Source organism: Streptomyces sp. NPDC006925 (genome assembly GCF_042869575.1).
Taxonomy (GTDB): Bacteria; Actinomycetota; Actinomycetes; order Streptomycetales; family Streptomycetaceae; genus Streptomyces.
The window spans coordinates 84,750-104,731 of the sequence record NZ_JBIAGB010000014.1 but is presented as its reverse complement, the minus strand read 5'-3'; the positions used below and the strand labels follow the sequence as shown (position 1 = coordinate 104,731).

Annotated in this window: 11 protein-coding genes; 9 read left to right on the top strand and 2 right to left on the bottom strand. The window is 73.6% G+C overall.

Translation table 11 applies throughout. The features are described 5' to 3' along the window. The first annotated feature begins 249 nt into the window (after positions 1-249). The 4 genes from ACFYNS_RS20005 to ACFYNS_RS19990 all read left to right on the top strand — a co-directional run bounded on the left by ACFYNS_RS20005 (position 250) and on the right by ACFYNS_RS19990 (position 4,872). Positions 250-1,263, top strand: coding sequence for a polyprenyl synthetase family protein (locus ACFYNS_RS20005; RefSeq protein WP_360303264.1), 1,014 nt, complete (start codon positions 250-252; stop codon positions 1,261-1,263). Between the two features lie 347 nt (positions 1,264-1,610). Beyond that, positions 1,611-2,828, top strand: coding sequence for an outer membrane lipoprotein carrier protein LolA (locus ACFYNS_RS20000; RefSeq protein WP_388604239.1), 1,218 nt, complete (start codon positions 1,611-1,613; stop codon positions 2,826-2,828). Positions 2,829-3,005: 177 nt separating this feature from the next. Further along, complete coding sequence (locus ACFYNS_RS19995) at positions 3,006-3,968, top strand: ATP-binding cassette domain-containing protein (RefSeq protein ID WP_388604237.1); 963 nt, start codon at positions 3,006-3,008, stop codon at positions 3,966-3,968. After that, on the top strand, positions 3,955-4,872 hold the full coding sequence (locus ACFYNS_RS19990) for an ABC transporter permease (RefSeq protein WP_388604235.1): 918 nt from the start codon (positions 3,955-3,957) through the stop codon (positions 4,870-4,872). The genes ACFYNS_RS19995 and ACFYNS_RS19990 overlap by 14 nt, the downstream gene beginning before the upstream one ends. A 589-nt stretch (positions 4,873-5,461) precedes the next feature. Here the strand turns inward: ACFYNS_RS19990 and ACFYNS_RS19985 are convergent. Then, complete coding sequence (locus tag ACFYNS_RS19985; protein WP_360289773.1) at positions 5,462-6,721, bottom strand: nucleotide sugar dehydrogenase; 1,260 nt, start codon at positions 6,719-6,721, stop codon at positions 5,462-5,464. A gap of 232 nt (positions 6,722-6,953) precedes the next feature. On the opposite strand from ACFYNS_RS19985, the gene ACFYNS_RS19980 reads away from it, so the two are divergent. From ACFYNS_RS19980 to ACFYNS_RS19965, 4 genes are all read left to right on the top strand, one after another. Beyond that, positions 6,954-8,660 (top strand): glycerol-3-phosphate dehydrogenase/oxidase, encoded by a 1,707-nt coding sequence (locus tag ACFYNS_RS19980; protein ID WP_360289771.1) that lies wholly within the window; start codon positions 6,954-6,956, stop codon positions 8,658-8,660. A gap of 223 nt (positions 8,661-8,883) precedes the next feature. Beyond that, positions 8,884-11,160, top strand: a complete 2,277-nt coding sequence (locus ACFYNS_RS19975; RefSeq protein WP_360289769.1) for a serine/threonine-protein kinase — start codon at positions 8,884-8,886, stop codon at positions 11,158-11,160. A gap of 336 nt (positions 11,161-11,496) precedes the next feature. Further along, positions 11,497-15,003, top strand: a complete 3,507-nt coding sequence (locus ACFYNS_RS19970; RefSeq protein ID WP_388604232.1) for a protein kinase — start codon at positions 11,497-11,499, stop codon at positions 15,001-15,003. A 90-nt stretch (positions 15,004-15,093) separates the two neighbouring features. After that, complete coding sequence (locus tag ACFYNS_RS19965; RefSeq protein WP_388604230.1) at positions 15,094-16,875, top strand: serine/threonine-protein kinase; 1,782 nt, start codon at positions 15,094-15,096, stop codon at positions 16,873-16,875. Between the two features lie 30 nt (positions 16,876-16,905). Here ACFYNS_RS19965 and ACFYNS_RS19960 read toward each other — a convergent pair whose 3' ends face one another. Then, entirely contained in the window at positions 16,906-17,895 is a 990-nt protein-coding gene (locus ACFYNS_RS19960; protein WP_388604228.1) for a BtrH N-terminal domain-containing protein, read from the bottom strand. 424 nt (positions 17,896-18,319) lie between these two features. Between ACFYNS_RS19960 and ACFYNS_RS19955 the strand changes: the two genes are divergently transcribed. Continuing rightward, positions 18,320-19,954 (top strand): succinic semialdehyde dehydrogenase, encoded by a 1,635-nt coding sequence (locus tag ACFYNS_RS19955; protein WP_388604226.1) that lies wholly within the window; start codon positions 18,320-18,322, stop codon positions 19,952-19,954. Positions 19,955-19,982 lie beyond the last annotated feature (28 nt).

The following is a 19,982-nucleotide window of genomic DNA, read 5'->3' as shown; positions in this document are numbered from 1 at the left end:
TGGCGTGTCAGGAGTGTTCTGCTGGGCAGGCGCCGACCGTGATCGTTATGTGACCGGCTACGCTGCCACGGGAGGGTGCACCTGGCCGACAGTGGCATCCGGCCGAGAGAACGTGAAGGACACCGCACACCAGGAAGACCGCGGCACCGGGAACGCCGGGCGGGTGCAGCCACCTGCCGGAGGCGGCGCCCGACCGGTGCCGCACATCCGGACCCGTTCGTTCCACGTACGCAGACAGGAGTACCCCTCGTGACCGTCGTCGGGCCCTTCGGGCTGAGCGTGCGGGACCAGGCTGTCGAAGCAGACGTCCTGGCCGGGTTGGCGGCCGTCGATGAGGGCCTCATGGAGGCCACCAAGAGCGATGTCGCCTTCATAACGGAAGCGGCGCAGCACCTGGTGCGGGCCGGTGGCAAGCGCTTCCGGCCACTGCTGGTCATGCTGGGGGCCCAGTTCGGCGATCCGCATGCGCCCGGGGTGGTGCCCGCCGCCGTCGTCGTCGAACTGACCCACCTCGCCACGCTCTACCACGACGACGTGATGGACGAGGCCGACGTACGGCGCGGGGTGCCCAGCGCCAATGCCAACTGGGACAACTCCGTCGCCGTCCTGACCGGTGACTTCCTCTTCTCCCGCGCCTCGCACATACTGGCCGACCTCGGCCCCGAGGCCGTCCGGGTCCAGGCCCAGGCGTTCGAACGGCTCGTGACCGGTCAGATCATGGAGACGGCGGGGCCCGCCGACGGCCACGACGCCATCGACCACTACCTCGACGTGATCGCGGGCAAGACCGGCTCGCTGATCGCCGTCGCCGGGCGCTTCGGCGCCATGATGTCCGGTGCCGACGAGCGGACCGTCTCGGTGCTCACCCAGTACGGGGAGCGCGTCGGCGTCGCCTTCCAGCTCGCCGACGACGTCCTCGACATCGCCAGCGACGAGCACGAGTCCGGCAAGACGCCCGGCACCGATCTGCGGGAGGGCATCCCCACGCTGCCGGTGCTGTACCTGCGCGCGCGTGCGGCGAGCCCGGAGGGGACCCGCGAGGACCGCGAACTGTGCGCGCTGCTCGACGGGGACCTCGGTGACGACGGGCGGCTCGCCGAGGCACTGGCCGCGCTGCGCGTCCACCCCGCGCTGGAGCAGGCCCGCCGGGCGACCGTCCGGTACGCCGACGAGGCCCGCGAGATGCTCGCCCCGCTGCCCGACAACGCCGCCAAGGCCGCCCTGGCCGGGCTGTGCACGGCCGTGGTGGACCGGGCGGGCTGACGCCCCCGCCGGGGCCTGTCCGACCTGCCCGGTTTGCCGACTCCCCGTCAGTGGGCCCGGCTCCACGCCGCTCGTGCCCCGCTCGGCATCCGGGATCCCGGCTCCGCGTCGGTTCCGGGCATCAGCGCGTATTCGACCCTGAGTCGGTCCCGTGCGGCACCAACCCGGAGGCGGAGCACGGTCATCCCGGGGGAGTAGTGGAATGTGCCTCCGACGGCTGACGCGGTGGAGCCCAGGATTTGGTGCCATGGAAGCACCACCCCGCACCGATTCGGGTGAGAATGGCGGCAAGGGGTGGACGAGTGCGACCTATGGAGCCGCCGCCGACACGGAGGTAGGACAGACAGATGGCACAGATCCAACCGAGGAAGCCCCGGCGCAGGGCGGTGCGGTACGGCGTACCGGTCGCCGTCGCCGGGGTCGCCGCCGCGACCGTCGGCCTGGTACCCGCGCTCGCCAGTTCGGGCGATCCCGATCTGCCGGAGATCACGGCGGAGGAACTGGTCGCCAAGGTGGCCGCGTCCGATGTCGACCAGCTGTCCGGCACCGTCCGGGTGAAGACCGATCTCGGCCTGCCCTCGCTGCCCGGTGGCAGCGGCGGCGGGAGTGGCGGCTCCGGTGCCGACGACGGCGCGGAGGGCAAGGCCGGGCAGCCGGACGCCTCTCCCGGGAAGAAGCTGTCCGAGCTGGCCTCGGGGGAGCATCTCCTGCGCTTCGCAGCCGACGGCCCCGACCGGCAGCGCGTCTCGATCATGGAGGACGCCGCCGAGTACAGCATGGTGCACAGCGGACGGGACCTGTGGGCCTACGACAGCGGCAGCAACGCGGCCTGGCACGCCGAGGCACCCGAGGACGCCGGGCCCGCGGGGAAGCACGGAGGGTCGCCCGGCCCGGACGCGGTCACCCCGCAGAAGGCCGCGAAGCAACTGCTGAAGAACCTCGACTCGTCCACCTCGGTGGCCGTCGACGGGACGGCGAAGGTCGCCGGGCGGGACGCCTACCAACTGGTCGTCAAGCCCAAGGGCGCGAACCACTCCACCATCGAGTCGGTCCGCATAGCGGTGGACGCGGACAAGGGGCTGCCGCTCAGGTTCACCGTCGACCCGAAGAAGGGCGGCGATCCCGCGATCGACGTGGCCTACACCAAGGTGGACTTCGGGAAGCCGGACGCGAGCAGCTTCACCTTCCGGCCGCCCAAGGACGCCAAGGTCACCGAGGCGAAGCCGCACCGGAAGGCGGACGGCGACCGGCGGGCTCCGAACGGCCGCGGCGGACTGCCCGGTCTGGAGCTCCTGGGCGGGTCGGCGGGCGACTGGGGCAAGGTCGCCACGTTCGACAGCGGGATGCCCGGTGGGCCGGGTGGCGGGAAGTCCGGCGACGACGAGCGCGCCGACGAGCTGCTGGACAACTTCACCGACAAGGTGAAGGGCGACTTCGGTACCGGACGGGTCTTCAGCACCCGCCTGGTGAACGCCCTGATGACCGAGGACGGCCAGGTCTACGTCGGGGCCGTCACCAAGGAGGGTCTGGTCAAGGCCGCCGACGAGCACGTGGCCGCCGAGTAGCGGGCTCCCCGCGGCTCGCGGTGCCTGCCGCGCCGGTTGCGCCGGCCGCCCGGTGAACCACCGGCGCGGCCGGCGCCCGTCGGACAACCGGCGGCATCGGCGCGACGGGCGTCAGGCGGGCACGAGTGACCGGGCGACCGGCCGGGGCACGACGAGGAAGGGCAGGGAAAGGGGCCTATGGCCGAGCAGACCGCCGTGGCGCGGAACACCGGTGCGGTGATCGCTACCCAGGGACTCACCAAGCGCTACCGGGGTGGCCAGCTCGCCGTCGACGCGCTCGACCTGTCCGTCCCGCGCGGCAGCGTCTTCGGCTTCCTCGGGCCCAACGGCTCGGGCAAGACCACCACCATCCGGATGCTGCTCGGCCTGATCGAGCCCACCGGCGGAGCCGCACATCTGCTCGGCGAACCGATGCCCGGCTCCGGACGGCGGGTGCTGCCCCGGGTGGGCGCCCTGATCGAGGGTCCCGCGCTCTACGGCTTCCTCTCTGGGCGGGCGAATCTGCTGCGGTACGACGCCGCCGACCCCACCGCGGACCCGCGCACCCGCGCGTCCCGGGTGGACCGGGCCCTGGAGCGGGTGGGGCTCTCGGGGGCCGCCGCGAAGAAGGCGCGGGCCTACTCGCTGGGCATGAAACAGCGCCTGGGGCTGGCCGCCGCACTGCTGCAGCCGCGCGAGCTGCTCGTCCTGGACGAGCCGACCAACGGGCTCGACCCGCAGGGCATGCGGGAGATCCGCTCACTGGTCCGGCAGTTGGCGGAGGACGGCAGCACGGTCTTCCTCTCCTCCCACCTGCTGGACGAGATCGAACAGGTGTGTACCCACACGGCCGTCATGCACCACGGCCGGCTGGTCACCCAGGGGACCGTCGCGGAGATGGCGGCAGGCGCCCGCGGCCGGCTGACCGTCACGACCCCGGACCCTGGTGAGGCCGCACGGGTGCTGAAGGAGCACGGGGTGTCCGACCTGAGCACCGCGGGGGAGGAGCTGAGCGGTGATCCGCCGCCGGGCGACCCCGCGGAGCTGAACACCGCCCTCGTCCGGGCCGGAGTACGGGTCCGGGCCTTCGGGGTACGGCAGGCGTCGCTGGAGGACGTGTTCGTCTCACTCACCGGGGAGGGCTTCGATGTCGCGGGCTGAGCCGGTGTACGACCCGCCGCAGGCCACACCTCCCGCGGCGGGGCCGCACCCCGCTCCGCGGGTGTCGCCGCTGTGGCTGCTGGGGCTGTTCCGCAGCGAACTGCTGGTCACCTTCCGGCGCTGGCGCACCCTGGCCCTGCTGGGCGTGCTGGCGGCCGTCCCGGTGCTGGTCGGGATCGCGGTGAAGGTCGAGACCAGCGACGGCGGGTCGATCGGGTCCAGCGGCGGAGAGGGCCCGGCCTTCATCTCCCAGGTGACCAACAACGGGCTGTTCCTGGTCTTCACCTCGCTGGCCGCCACGCTGCCGTTCTTCCTGCCGATGGCGGTCGGTGTGGTGGCCGGGGACGCGGTGGCCGGAGAGGCAGGCGCGGGTACCCTGCGCTACCTGCTGGTCGCCCCGGCGGGCCGCACCCGGCTGCTGCTGGCGAAGCTGACCACGGTGGTGGCCTTCTGCCTGGCGGCGACGGTGACGGTGGCGGTCGCCGCGCTGGTGACCGGAGCGCTGCTCTTCCCCACCGGAGAGGTCACGCTGCTGTCCGGAACCGCGGTCTCCTTCGCGGAGGGGCTGCTGCGCGCGGGGGCCATCGCCGCGCTGGTCGCCGCCAGCCTGCTCGGCCTGGCGGCACTCGGACTGTTCGTGTCGTCCCTCACCAACAGCGGTATCGCCGCCATGGCCACCACGGTCGGGCTGCTGATCACGGTCCAGATCCTCAACGCCATCCCGCAGCTGGACGCGTTCCATCCGTACCTGTTCCCGCACTACTGGCTCAGCTTCGCCGACCTGCTGCGGGACCCCGTCTACTGGGACGACATCCTGAAGAACCTGGGCCTGCAGGGCCTCTACACGGCGGTCTTCGGCTCGGCGGCGTGGGCCGCCTTCACCAGCCGCGACGTGACGGCCTGACGGCCCGCTGCGGCTCCCTTCGCGGGGGGCGTCTTCGCGAGGTCAGTCCCCCTCCGCGGATGGCCTGGCTCCGTGGGGGCACGCCCCCTGGCCCCTTCGGCTACCCCCTTCGCGGGGTGCGTTGCGTTGTGGGGGCACGCCCCCGTCGTTCCCGGCTGCCGCCGAGAGGTCGTGTCGGGGGGCGCTGCCCCCAACGGCCCCCCGCTAAGGGGGCTCCGCCCCCTGAGAAGCCCCCAGGCACCAACACCTCTCCCTCCCCCTCCCGTATCCGGCGACCGCCGGAGGACTCTCGACTGCGGGAGCGCTCTTGTGCTGTGACGGACGGCATCAGGACTCTTCCCGCAGACAACGGACCAAAGAATGGCGGGGAGCAAGGTCCGCAAGGGTTCACATGGGTGCGGCTGGGGGTCCTAGGGGGCGAAGCCCACTAGCGGGGGGTGTTGGGGGGCGGAGCCGCCCCAACGCCCGTCCGGCGAGGACAAGGGGGTTCGGGGGCGAAGCCCCCGACAACGGCGCCGCACCCGGCAAACAACAGACGGGGAAACGCACCCCGCAAAGGGGCCCGCACCCCGCGAAAGAGGGGAGGCCGTCAGAGCCGGTGCGCCGCACCGGTGGGGCTCGCTCCGCGGGTGTCGAGGAGGAGTTGCGCCTTCGCGGCGAGCCCCTGCAGGTCGTACCGGCGGTGGTGCTGCAGCAGCAGGGTGAGGTCCGCATCCGCCGCGGCTTCGTACAGTGCGTCGGCGCGGGGCACGGGTTGTCCCGCGACGCGCCATTGCGGCACGTAGGGGTCGTGGTAGCTCAGTTGGGCGCCGAGTTCTTTGAGGCGGCCGGCGACTTCGCGCGCTGGGGCGCCTTCCTGGCTGGCGAGGTCGGGTTTGTAGGTGACGCCGAGCAGCAGGATGCGTGCGCCGCGGGCGGATTTTCCGTGTTCGTTGAGGAGGACGGCGGCGCGTTGGGCGACGTAGCGGGGCATGCGTTCGTTGACTTCCTGGGCGAGTTCCACCATGCGCAGCGGGTAGCCCAGTGAGCGGCTGTGGTACGAGAGGTAGTTGGGGTCGACGGGCACGCTGGGGCCGCCGACTCCGGGGCCGGGCCGGAAGGACTGGAAGCCGAAGGGTTTGGTCTCCGCGCACCGCACGACGTCCCACAGGTCGATGCCGAGGTCGTGGCAGAAGACGGCCATTTCGTTCATGAGGGCGATGTTGATGTGCCGGTAGTTGGTCTCCAGGAGTTTGGCGGTCTCGGCCTCGCGCGGCCCGCGGGCGCGGACGACTTTGGTGAGCCGCCCGTAGAACGCGGCGGCGGCTTCCGTGCAGGCGGGGGTGAGCCCGCCGATGACTTTGGGGATGGCGGTGTAGTCGTGGGTGCGGTTGCCGGGGTCGACCCGGGAGGGTGAGCAGGCGAGGTGGAAGTCGCGCCCGGCTCGCAGTCCGGAGCCCTCTTCCAGCAGTGGTCGTACGACGTCTTCCGTGCAGCCGGGGTGGACGCTGGATTCGACGACGACGAGGGTGCGCGGGCGCAGCCGGGCGGCCAGGGTGCGGGCGGCGGTGCGGACGGCGCTCAGGTCGGGGGCGCGGTTGGGGCCGAGTGCGGTGGCCGCGCAGATGACGGCGGTGCGCACTTGTCCGAGGACGGCCGGGTCGCTGCTGGCGCCGAAGCCTTTGGCGAGCATCCGCCGTACGTCGGCGGCGGCGAGTGGTGCGTCTCCCGGTGGGCGGCCTGCGCCGATGTCGGCGACGACGCCGCGGTCGGGGTCGTACCCGATGGTGCTGATTCCGTTCGCCGTCGCTGCCTGGGCGAGCGGCAGCCCCGAATGGGCGAGTCCCAGCACGGCGAGATCTGCGGGCATGACAGCGGTCTTCCCTTCCCCTTATCGTCCCGGTTCCGTCCCCGGGCAGCACCGGGAGTGGCGAGCGGCGCAAATTAAGGTTAAGAGCCCATATGACAGACAAGTCGGATTGCGCACTCAGCAGGGCCGACGCTCGGCCAAAGTCGCGGGAATGGGGGACCATCGTCAGGGGGACCACGGGGGCGGTGTCCGAGTACTGACGAGCACCAGTCGAGCAGCTTGGGAGGCAGCAGTGAGGACAGCGGCACTGGGACCGGAGCAGCGCGCGGACGCGCTGGCGAGGATGGCCGAGACCGAACTCGATGTGCTGGTGGTCGGTGGCGGCATCGTCGGCGCGGGTACGGCGCTGGACGCGGTCACCCGCGGCTTGTCCACCGGGATCGTGGAGGCCCGTGACTGGGCCTCGGGTACCTCCAGCCGCTCCAGCAAGCTCATCCACGGCGGGCTGCGCTATCTGGAGATGCTGGATTTCGCACTGGTGCGCGAGGCACTCAAGGAGCGCGGCCTGCTGCTGGAGCGGCTGGCGCCGCATCTGGTGAAGCCGGTTCCGTTCCTCTATCCCTTGCAGCACCGCGGCTGGGAGCGGCTCTATGCGGGCACCGGGGTGGCGATGTACGACGTCATGTCGGTCTCCTCCGGGCACGGCCGCGGTCTGCCGAGGCACCGTCACCTCTCGCGCCGTCATGCGCTGCAGGTCGCTCCCGCGTTGAAGAAGGGGGCGCTGGTGGGTGCGCTGCAGTACTACGACGCGCAGGTGGACGACGCCCGCTTCGTCGCCACGCTGGTGCGCACGGCGGCGGAGTACGGGGCGCGCGCGGCCAACCGTGCGCGGGTGGTCGGCTTCCTGCGGGAGGGTGAACGCGTCGTCGGGGCGCGGATCGAGGACCTGGAGCAGGGCGGCGAGTACGAGGTGCGGGCCCGTCAGGTCGTCAACGCGACCGGCGTGTGGACGGACGACACCCAGGGGCTGATCGCCGAGCGGGGCCAGTTCCACGTCCGCGCCTCCAAGGGCATCCATCTCGTCGTCCCCAAGGACCGCATCAACTCCACGACGGGACTCATCCTCCGTACGGAGAAGAGCGTGCTGTTCGTCATTCCGTGGGGCCGGCACTGGATCATCGGCACCACGGACACCGGCTGGGATCTGGACAAGGCGCACCCGGCCGCTTCCAGCGCCGACATCGACTACCTGCTCGACCACGTCAACGAGGTGCTGGCGGTGCCGCTGACGCGGGACGACGTGGAGGGCGTCTACGCGGGCCTGCGGCCGCTGCTGGCGGGCGAGTCGGAGGCGACGAGCAAGCTGTCCCGCGAGCACACGGTGGCCCATCCGGTGCCGGGGCTCGTCGTCGTCGCGGGCGGCAAGTACACGACTTACCGGGTGATGGCCAAGGACGCGGTGGACGAGGCGGTGCACGGGCTCGACCACCGGGTCGCCGAGTGCGTCACGGAGGAGGTGCGGCTGGCCGGGGCCGAGGGGTACGCCGCGCTGTGGAACGGGCGCGCTCGCCTGGCGCAGCGCGCCGGACTGCATGTGGCCCGGGTGGAGCATCTGCTGGGCCGCTACGGCTCGATGACGGAGGAGGTGCTCGACCTGATCGCGAAGGAGCCCGCGCTGCGCGAGCCGCTGCCCGCGGCCGACGACTATCTCAAGGCGGAGGTCGTCTACGCCTGCACGCACGAGGGTGCCCGTCATCTGGACGATGTGCTGACCCGCCGCACGCGCATCTCCATCGAGACCTTCGACCGGGGCGCACGGAGCGCACGGGAGTGCGCCGAGTTGATGGCGCCGGTGCTGGGTTGGGACTCCGACCAGGTGGACCGGGAGGTCGAGCACTACCGTAAGCGGGTCGAGGCGGAGCGCGAGTCGCAGTTGCAGCCGGACGACCAGACGGCGGACGCCGCGCGGTTGGGGGCGCCCGACATCGTGCCCGTGTAGCGCGGGGGTTTCGCGGGAGTGCTGGTGCCAGGGGGACCCGGTCGCGGGTCCCCCGTCGGACTGGTCGTGGCCGCGGCGGCTGTTGGGCGTGTGAACCCCGGTGAGGAGTGGTGGGGCTGTGGTGTAACTGTGCTGCCCCCGTACACGTCTTGTCGGGGTGATGGTTCACAATGAAGGCTCTGCCGGGGGCGGGCTCTCACGCAGAGGGGACACAAGGGGATTCATGAGCGAGGACGCGGGACGGCTGGTAGGCGGGCGCTATCGGCTCGGGGAGGTCCTCGGGCGCGGCGGTATGGGCACTGTCTGGCGCGGCGAGGACGAAGTCCTGGGCCGCCGGGTCGCCGTGAAGGAGCTCCGCTTTCCCTCCAGCGTCGACGAGGAGGAGAAGCAGCGGCTCATCACGCGCACCTTGCGTGAGGCCAAGGCCATCGCGAGGATCCGCAGTGGCAGCGCCGTCACCGTCTTCGACGTCGTCAACGAGGACAGCCGGCCGTGGATCGTGATGGAGCTGGTCGAGGGCCGCTCCCTGGCCGACAAGATCAAGAACGACGGTCCGCTGGACCCGCAGCGCGCGGCCGAGGTCGGCCTCGCCATCCTCGACGTGCTCCGCGCGGCCCACCGCGAGGGCATCCTGCACCGCGACGTGAAGCCCTCCAACGTGCTGCTGGAGGACGGCACCGGCCGCGTGGTCCTCACCGACTTCGGCATCGCCAAGGTCGAGGGCGACCCGTCCGTCACCTCCACCGGAATGCTCGTCGGCGCCCCCTCCTACATCTCTCCCGAGCGGGCGCGCGGCAAGCCCCCGGGCCCGCCCGCCGACCTGTGGTCGCTGGGCGGCCTGCTGTTCGCCGCCGTCGAGGGCCATCCCCCGTACGACAAGGGCTCGGCCATCTCCACCCTGACGGCCGTGATGACCGAACCCGTGCCGTATCCCGAAAACGCGGGCGAGCTGCGCGAGGTCATCGCCGGGCTGCTGGTCAAGGAGCCGGAGAAGCGGCTCGACGTGGACGGGGCACGGCTGCTGCTGGAGCCGGTCGCCTCCGGGCACCGCAGCCCCCTGGACCCGTCCGGCGGGCGGGACGCCGAGAGCCGCGCCGAGCGCACCTCGGTCCTGCCTCCGGTGCCGCCCGCGGCCGCACCGGGCGCCAAGGGTTCCGCCGCGGCGGCCGACGGCCCCGGCGCGGGCGGCCCCGCCTACAGCGCCGGGACGACCGGTGGCAGGCGCAAGCGCCGCTCGGAGAGCACCGGTTCGGGCGAACGGCTGCGGGGCGCGCTGAAGTCGGTCCGCAACGCGGCGGGTGCCGTCGGCGTCGGCTCGGCCGCCGCGGGCACCACCGGAGCCCCGGAGCGCCCCGGCTCGGGCTCTCCGACCCGGGGCGGCGGCACGGACAGCACGCCTCCGGACTCCGCCCGTCCCGCCCGCACGGACTCCCGGCGCGGCGCCTCCTCCGGCGCGGCCTCCGCGACGCCCTCGCCGTCCGCGGCCCCGCCCCGCCCCTCGGCGCCGCCGCCCTCGGCGCCGGGCGGAACCCGGGGCCGGAAGAGCGGCGACGCGTCCGCGGCCGGCGGTGCGGGCGACGTGCAGGGCCCCGGGACGTCCGATGGTGCGGCGGGCTCCTCCGGCTCCGGCTCCGGTGGCGGTCCGCTGCCGGGTCAGGGCAGCGGCGGCAGGGCGCTGCCGCCGGAGAGCGGGGGCAGCGGTGCGATCACCTCGCTGCGTGATCTGCGGGAGCTGCCGGAGCTGCGCAAGGGCCTCTCGCCCCGGACGCTGGCGATCGCGGCGGCTGCCGTGCTGGCCGTCGTGCTGGTCATCGTGCTGATCGTGGTGAACAGCGGTGGCGACAGCGGCGGCAAGGGGTCCGGCGCGGCCGACAGCAGTGCCGGGAACGGCGAAGGCGGTACCCGCGAGGGCGAGCAGGCCACTGCCGGGAAGGCGGGGCAGGACGGGGACACCTCCGGCGACGACGGGCAGGGCAGCGGCGAGGACAAGGGCGAGGGCGAGAAGGACGACAAGAAGGGCGAGGAGGACGGCTCCGCGCTGCCCGACGGGTACGCCCTGGTCAAGGACAGCAGGTTCCACTTCTCCGTCGCCCTGCCCGAGGGCTGGAAGCCCGCCGGGATAGCGGGCAAGAACTCGGGCCGCAAATACGCTTCGCCCGGGGGCGGTTATCCGCGGATCCAGATCGACCACACCAGCAGCCCCGGCGGCGACGCCGTCGGGGCCTGGCGCGATCTGGAGTCCGCGGTCAAGGGCTCCAGTTCCGGCTACGAGTCGCTCGGCATCAAGAAGGTCGAGTGGCGCGACTATCCGACCGTGGCCGACTGGCAGTTCCTGCGCAAGGAGAACGGCAAGAAGGTGCACGCGCTCGACCGTGGCTTCAAGGTCGACGGCAAGAACGGCTACGCGATACTCATCACCTGCGAGGCCGACGCCTGGGAGGACAAGGCGTGCACGACGCTCCGGAAGGCCGCGTTCGAGACCTTCGAGCCGAGCGCCTGACGAGCCGAGCGCTGTCTCGGACCGTGCGCCTGACGACATTTCGGCGCCTCGGCCTCGACGTCCGACCAGCCATCGCACGAGCGCGTGCCCGCCCGGAGCGCTCGCCCGGAGCATCCGCCCGGCGCACGAGCCCACGGCACGCGCCCGCTGTGCGCGGGCGGCGCGGACGCCGCACCGGAACGGCCCGGGGAACCGGCCGGACGGCCGACCGGACCGCCGTCGCGCGGTGACGTAGCCGGTTCCCGGACGTATTGTGAAGGACGCGGACCGTAGCTATCCGCATGAAGGCCGGAACCGAACGGAATTGGCGGTCTCGCGCGCGATGGGGAGGGCGTCGTGGAGGAGTACGCGGAGTACACCGGTCGGCTGCTCGCCGACCGCTACCGCCTGCCCCTGCCGCCTGCCGACGCGTACGAACTCGCCGAGTCCCCCGCCTGGGACGTCGCCAGCGGTCAGGAAGTCCTCGTCCGTCAGGTCCCGTTGCCCGAGGTCGTCGAGGCCGAGGTGGTGGACGAGGGATACGGCGTCCCGGGCCGGGGTCCGGACGGCGGATCGCGCGGCAGTGGCCCGCAGGTGACCCGGATCCTTGCGGACCCCGCGGTCCGCAGGGCGATGGAGGCCGCCGTCGCCGCGGCGCAGCTTCCGGACCATCCCAGGCTCGACCAGATCTTCGACGTCTTCGTCGAGGACGACGGGCTGTGGATAGTGAGCGAGTCGGTACCCGCCCGGTCCCTGGCGGCTCTGCTGGCCGAACGCCCGCTGGGGGCGCACCGCGCCGCCGAGATCGCCGCCGATCTGCTGGCCGCGCTGCGGATCGTGCACGCGCATGGCTGGGTGCACCGCAACATCACGGCCCGTACGGTGCTCGTCTGCGAGGACGGGCGCGCGGTGCTCACCGGGCTCGCGGTGGGGGCCGCCGAGGAAGCGCTGTGCGGCTACGACCCGCTGCCCCCGCCTCCGCCGGATGACCCCGGGGCGGGACCGGAGGCCGGGCTCCCGGACGAACCCGCCGTACCCGGTTCCCCTCGCGCCGCCGCGGACGTGCCGGGTGCGCCCCCTGCCGGCGGTGCCCGGCACGGGCGAGCGGCCGGGGCGGAAGCGGGCTCCGCGTTCGCCCCGGCACCCGCTGGGCGCGACGAGCACTACCCGCGCGGTGAGCGCGGTGGTCCGTCGGCGCCCGGCGCCCGACGGGAACCCGCCCCCGCCCCCGCCCCCGCCCCGGCGCCGCAGCCCGCGACATGGACCGGGGAGCGGCTGCCCGAGGGATTCACCCCGCGGGAGGGCGGTCCGGCGGCGGACGCGCTCCGCACCGAGGAACGGCGCCGCGGCATCTTCGGCTTGGAGGGGGTCGAGCCGGAGGAGGACGTGCACGCTCCGCGGGACGTGCGCGGACCGCACGGCGCGGGGCTGCCGGACCGGGAGGGCCCCGTCGACGAGGTCTCCACGCGGGCGGCGCGGCGCGGGGCGATCGCCGCGTACCGCGAAGGAGCGCAGCGCGCGGTGGCCGACACCCGGGACGCGGCGCTGCGTGCCCGCGGCGAGGGCGAGGGCGAGGGCGAGGGCGAGGCCGACCGGCCGCTGCCGGGCACCGACTGGTGGTCCACCTGCCCGGACGGCGGCCCGGCGGACCCGGGCCCCGCGTACACGCTCGACGACGACGTGCGTTGGCTGCCGTCCGCCGAGGATGAGGTGCACCCGGACGAACCGGCCGGCGGCAGGGTGCGCCAGGTCGAGCGCGACGAGATCTACGGCCCCCACGCGTCGGGCCCCTACGGCGTGCCTCCGCCGTTCGGCCGGACCGCACGCGGTGGGCAGGCTGCAGCGCCGGACGCCGCTTCCGCCCCGTACGGCGGATCCGGCAACGGCGCCGTTCCCGACGGTCGTCCCGGTACCGGCCCCGGTGCCGGCCCGCACGGCGACTCCGGCACCGGCCCGAACGGCAGCCTCGGCCCCGGCCCGCATGGCGGTCACGGGACCGAGGGCGGCACGGGTCCCACGGCCCTGCCCGGTCCCCGGCCGGCCGGTACCCGCAGTGTTCCGGCGCCGTGGACGGCGGGGCCGTCGGCCCGGGACCAGGGCGCGGTCCCCGGCGGGTACGCCGCCGACGAGGCCGGGTCCCGGGCGGTGGGGGAGGGGCCCGCCGCTTCGGACGAAACCCCCTGGGGCAGCGGGGAGGGATACCGCCCGGACCCGGAAGAGGTGCCCTGGGGCGGCGACGTGGGGTATCCGGCTCCGGACGAGGCGCCGTGGGGCGGTGCGGAGGCCGAAGGCCGCTACCGCGGACCGGCGACCGCGCTGGCGGCGGAGCGGGCCCGGCACGCCCGTACGACGGTGGTCGGGCCGGTCACCGAGCGCTGGGCACCGGAGCAGGCGGGGCCGGTGTACGAGAACTGGCGGCTGGCGCCGCCGGTGGGCCCGGCCGCCGACCTGTGGGCGTTGGGCGTGCTGCTCTTCCGTTGCGTGCAGGGCCATGCGCCCTACCCGGAGGACAGTGCGGCCGAGCTTGTGCAGATGGTGTGTGCGGAGCCGCCTGCGTTCGCGGAGGACTGCGGACCGCTGCGTCCGGTGGTCGAGTCGCTGATGCGCCAGGACCCGACCGAGCGGCCGGACTTCGAGGAGCTGCGGGGCTGGCTGCGCTCCATCATCCGTTCGGCGCCCGAGCCGGATGTGGGCCTGCGGACCGTCACGGCGCCGCTCCTGGATCCGGGCGCGCCCGCTGATCCGCACCGGCTGCCGATCGTGCGGCGCCGCGGCGAACTGGTGCGCAGGCGGTGGCGGAAGCGGGCCGCGGGAGCGCCGCGGCGCGGGCGCGAGCCGGAACCGCCGGCGCCCCCCGAGCAGGAACCGGCACCACCGCACCACGAGCAGGCACCGCACCACGAGCAGGCACCGCACCACGAGCAGGCACCGCACCACGAGCAGGCACCGTTCCATGCCGAGCGCGCGGAGCCGGTGGGGCACCGGCGGTCGCGGCGCGACCGGACGCCGGACCGCGGTCCGGAGGGCGACCCGGACCGCGCCCCGGGAGGCGCCCCGGACCGGAATCCCGGCGGCGGCTCGGGCCGGAGGCGCGGCAGCGGCCCGCGGCGGCTCGGGGGGCTCGTCCTGGCGCTGATACTGCTGGGCATGGCGGCGGCGGTGGCGTTCGTCGCATGGTTCCTGCCCGGTGGCGAGAAGGGGGAGGACAACCAGCGGGGCTCGGTCGTGGTGCCGGAGGAGCGCGAGCCTGGTCCTTCACCGGGGCGGACGCGGGACGGCGGGTCCGACGACGGAGCCGGCAAGGGCGACAAGGGCGACAAGAGCGACGACGACAGCGAGAACGGCAAGGACGGCAAGGGCGACGGGGACGCCGGGGGTTCCGCGCCGGCCACCGGGCCCGAGGCACCGGACGGGTACCGGATCAGCCGCGATCCGGCCGGGTTCCGGATCGCCGTGCCGCAGGAGTGGGACCGCCGGTCGGCGAACGGGCGCGGGCAGGTGCGCTACAACGGCGGTGAGGTCGAGATGGTCGTCGTCAACGGCCGGGACACCACCGGGAAGTTCGGCAAGGATCCGATGGCCTACCAGAGCGAGGACGAGCCGGAGCTGTCCGCGTACCGGGCTGCGGACTGGGCGAGCACCGGCGGGCTGCGGCGCATCGACGTCGGGGACCGGGCGATGGCCGAGGGCACCTTCTCCTGGCGGGAGGCGGGAGGGCGCCAGGTGTACGCGCGCAACCGTGCGATGATCGTGGACGGCCGCTACCACCTGCTGCTCGTGCTCGGTTCCAAGGGGCACCAGGCGGAGATCGACCGGCACTTCGAGGCCGTCGCCGACACCTACCGCCCGACCGCCGCGCGCTGAGCCCGCGGGTCCTCGGCCCTCCCGGAAGCCCACGTCACAGGTCTGTGAACACAGTGGCGATCGCGCTGCCGAGCAGGGTAATGGTGGGGCATGACGAACGAGGGGGACGGGTTGGACGAGTCGACCAGTTACGGGCTGCAGCCGCCCGCGGGGGCGTCGGCGGGGCAGCACCCCGGGGTGCCCGCGCAGTCGGCGTCGTCCGCCTCGTCGTCCCCGACGCCCGCCTCGCCGTCCCCGACACCCGGTGCGCCGTCCGAGCCGTCCGCGCCCGCCTCGTCCTCCGGCGCTCCGCAGGCCGGGCAGCACCGTCCCGCGCCCGGCGCCTACGAGCCCACGGAGGTCGCCGCGGTCCCGTCGTCCGAGTCCGGCGCGGAGCCGGGGACGGGGCGGCTGATCGGCGGCCGGTACCGGCTGACGGCCCGGCTGGGGCACGGCGGCATGGGCACGGTGTGGCGGGCGCACGACGAGGTGGTGGACCGGGACGTGGCGGTCAAGGAGCCGCGGCTGCCCGACCATCTCTCCGCGCAGGAGCGCGAGACGATGTACGCCCGGATGCGCCGGGAGGCGCGGACGGCCGCGCGGATCGACCACCCTTCCGTGGTGACGATCCACGACGTCGCGGTGGAGAACGAGCAGCCGTGGATCGTCATGGAACTGGTCCAGGGGCGCTCGCTGGCCGACGTGCTGAACGAGGGCACCATCGGGGTGCGGGAGGCCGCCCGGATCGGGCTCGCCGTCGCCGGGGCGCTGGAGGCGGCGCACGCGACGGGCGTGCTGCACCGCGACGTGAAGCCGGACAACGTGCTGCTGGGCCGGTACGACCGGGTCGTGCTCACCGACTTCGGGATCGCCGCGGTCCAGGGGGAGCAGGGCCTGACCGAGACCGGCGCCTTCGTCGGCTCGCCGGAGTTCGTGGCGCCCGAGCGGGTGCTGGGGCAGCGGCCGGGACCGGAGTCGGACCTGTGGTCCCTCGGGGTGGTGCTGTACGCGGCGGTCGAGGGGGTCTCGCCCTTCCGCCGCTCCAACAGCCCGGCGACCTTGCAGGCCGTGCTCTCCGCCGAACCGCAGCGCCCGGCACGCGCGTTGAGCGATTCCGGGGCCTTCGGAATGCTGCTCACCCGGCTGCTGAGCCGGGAGCCTGGGCTGCGCCCGGACGCCGGGGAGATCCGGCAGACCCTCGCGGCGGTGGCCCGTCCGCCCCAGCAGGCCCTGGGGCCGCAGACCGGTGCCCCCGGCGGCAGCGGCGCCGGTCGGGCGCTGCGCGAGTTCGGCGGCAAGCTGCGCACCAGCCGGCCCTGGCAGTTCGGCACCGCCGGTGTGGTCGTCGCGGCTGCCGCCGCGCTCACCCTGTTCTTCGTCCTCACCGCCGACCAGGCGCCGGACGGCTGGACGACGCGGAACGAGGATGCGCGGGTGAGCGCCCGGCTTGCGGTGCCCGAGGAGTACGAGCGCAGTGCGGACGACGGCGCCGTGGCCTACACCGACCCCGGCGACGTCGTCTCCATGGAGCTGACCCGCAGCGGCAAGGACATCGAGGAGAACTCCCTCAAGGAGGCCAACTCCCGGAAGAGCTTCTACGAGGACGGCGCCGAGGAAGACTACTCGGACACGATGGTGGAGGTGCGCTCCCGGGTCACCGAGGCGAAGCAGCAGGGGCAGGACGCGGCCGAGGTCTCCACCACCTTCCGGCCGAAACCCGACATCGGGGAGCCCAAGGAGGCGAAGAAGTTCCGGCACGAGCTGGTCTTCGTCAACGACAAGGGCGTGCGCTGGCTGCTGACCGTGGACATGCCCGCCGAGGGCAAGTCGCGCAAGGACGGCGAGGCCGTCTTCCAGGAGGCGAAGAAGTCCCTCAAGATCAACGATCTGTGAGGCGCCGCAGCACGTCCACGGTCGCTCGCGTCACTCCCGCAGCCGACGCAGTGCCTCCATGGCCTCGCGCTCGATGCGGGCGAGTTCGTGCAGGAGTGCACCTGCCCGGAGCAGGTGCTGTTCGTCGCCTGACGTACCGGCCTTGGTGATCAGCTCCGCGGCCTCCGTCCATCCGGTGGCCGCCTCGGCGTACAGCCGGTGCCCGGTGCGCAGGTGCTCGCTGTCGAGCAGTGCGTCGCATTCGGCGAGGAAGTCCCGGTAGAGGTTGCGGAACAGGGCGCCGCCGGTTCCGGCCTTCTCCATCAGGCGGGCGGCCAGCGGCAGGTCGCGCTGCGGGTCGTCGGTGCGCCGCAGCCAGGTGCCGATCAGCTTCCCGGCCTTCTCGATGCCGCGGTGGCCCAGGTTGGCGATGGGCGGTTCGAGGAAAGCGTCGGCGCAGGCGGTGACGGCGGGCACGATCCGGCTGCGGGGGGAGGGCGGGTCCTGTGCGGCGGTGAGGGTGAAGGAGCGGTGCTTGGCGGCCATCGGGCCGCGGGCTGCGCGGGCCTCGGCGAGGCTGGTGAGGCTGGTGGACACCGCGCCGCCCTGCTGGTCGGTGTCGACCAGGTGGGCGTTCTGCTCGTCGTAGCCGTACAGGGCGACGACATGCCCGCCGAAGTGCACCTTCGCGGTGAAGTATTCCAGGTGGTAGCTGTCGAGTTGCAGTCCCACGGGGTGCCCGGCGTCGATGCCGGCCGCCGCGTCCGCCCACGCCTTGCGGGGCGAGGTGGTCTCGCGGACCAGCAGCTCGAGGCCGAGAGTGGCGGCCAGGTTCCGGGTGAGTTCGAACGGCTTGACCCGTCCGCCGAGGAAGGGGAAGTCCATGTTCTTGCTGTCCCAGTAGATGAAGGACAGCCCGGAGCCGAGCCCGAAGAGCATGGGTTCGGACAGGTCGATCCCCTGGTGCCGCAGCAGCACGCCCAGTGCTGTCGTCTCGCAGTGCTGCGTACCGCGGGCCTCGACCCCTCGTACTGTGCTCATGCCGTGCTCCCCGTGTAGTCGCTCCGGACCGGGGTGTGCGAAGCCCCGGTGGCCAGGGGCTCGATGGCGCGCGGTCCGTTCCGTACGCCGCCCCGGTGGACTCTTGCACGGTTGACGGCTGCGCGGGGCGCCTTTTCCCGGTTCCGGTTCCGGTTCCGGTTCCGTTCCCGGGCCGGAGTCGGGCCGCGTCGGCCGCTCGGCGCCGGAGTCGGGCCGCTCGGGGTCGGAGCCGTGCCGCCCCGGCCGTGATCGGAGCCGGTTTCGCCCTCGAGCCGAGCCGAGCCGCGCCGGCCCCGGGCCGAGCCCGCCCTGGCCCGGAACCAGGCCGCTCCCGCCGGTTCTGCCAGCGATCGCTGGCAGATTCCGTGAAAAGGGGTTACCGCTGGGTATACGTGGCCGCGCCCGTGGTCGTACGCTCACTCGCATGACGGACTCGCAGGACAGCACCCGCACCGCGCCCCGCACCGAGCACTCCTCCGGCAACCCGGTGGCCCCGGCACCCGCCCGGGCCCGGACGGCCGCCGATGTCGTCACCCCCGGCCTCGTCGCTGCGCTGGCCCGCGGCGTGGTGGGCAGCGGCAGGACCCGCAGCCGCTCCCCCTTCACCGGTGAGGTGCTGGCCGAGCTGCCCGAGTCCACCCCCGAGGACGTCGCGGCCGCCTTCGAGACGGCCCGTGCGGCGCAGCGCGCCTGGGCGGCCACCCCGGTGCGGCAGCGCGCCGCGGTGCTGCTGCGCTTCCACGACCTCGTACTGGCCCGCCAGTCGGAGGTGCTGGACCTCGTCCAACTGGAGACCGGCAAGGCGCGGCTGCACGCCCACGAGGAGGTCCAGGCCGTCGCCGTCGCGGCCCGGCACTACGGGCGCAAGGCCCCCACCTACCTGCGGCCCAAGCGGCACACCGGCGCGATCCCCGCGCTGACCAAGGTCACCGAGCTGCGCCACCCCCGCGGAGTGGTCGGCCAGATCGCCCCGTGGAACTACCCCTTCGAACTCTCCGTCGGCGACGTGCTCCCGGCCTTCGCGGCGGGCAACGCCGTGGTGACCAAGCCGGACACCCAGACCGCGCTGACCGCGCTGTGGGCGCGCGACCTGCTGGTCGAGGCCGGGCTGCCCGCCGACGTCTGGCAGATCGTCCTGGGCGAGGGCCCGGTCGTCGGGCCCGAGGTCGTCGACCGCGGCGACTACGTCTCCTTCACCGGCTCCACCCGCACCGGGCGCGAGGTGGCCCGGCGTGCCGCAGCGCGCCTGGTGGGCTGCTCGCTGGAGCTGGGCGGCAAGAACGCGATGCTGGTCCTGGAGGACGCCGACCTGGACAAGGCCGCCGAGGGCGCGGTGCGCGGCGCCTTCTCCTCGGCCGGGCAGCTCTGCATCTCCATCGAGCGCCTGTACGTCCACGAGTCGGTGGCCGACGCCTTCCTGGAGCGCTTCGTGGCCCGCGTTCGTGCCATGCGGCTGGGCGCGTCCCTCGCCTACGGCGCCGACATGGGCTCGCTCGTCTCCGAGCAGCAGCTGCGGAACGTGCAGCAGCACGTGGCGGACGCCGTCGAGAAGGGCGCCGCGGTACTGGCGGGGGGCCGGGCGCGCCCGGACATCGGCCCGCTGTTCTACGAGCCCACCGTGCTGGACGGCGTCGAGCCGCAGATGGCGGTCTGTGGCGAGGAGACCTTCGGCCCCGTCGTCTCCGTCTACCGCTTCTCCGACACCGACGAGGCGGTCGGCCTCGCCAACGCCACGCCCTACGGCCTCAACTCCAGCGTGTGGTCGGGCAACGGCCGCCGGGGGCGGGAGGTCGCCGCCCGGCTGCGCACCGGCACCGTCAACGTCAACGAGGGCTACGCCTCCGCCTACGGCAGCGCCCAGGCCCCCATGGGTGGGATGGGCGACTCCGGGCTCGGCCGCCGGCACGGCTCGGAGGGCATCCTGAAGTACACCGAGTCGCAGACGGTGGCGCACCAGCGGGTGCTGCCCATGGCGCCGTCCCTCGGCATGAGCGACGAGGCGTACGCCGCGTTCATGTCCCGCTCCCTCAAGGCACTCAAGACGCTCCGCTTCCGCTGAGGCCACGCGGCCGGCGGTCCCCGCACCA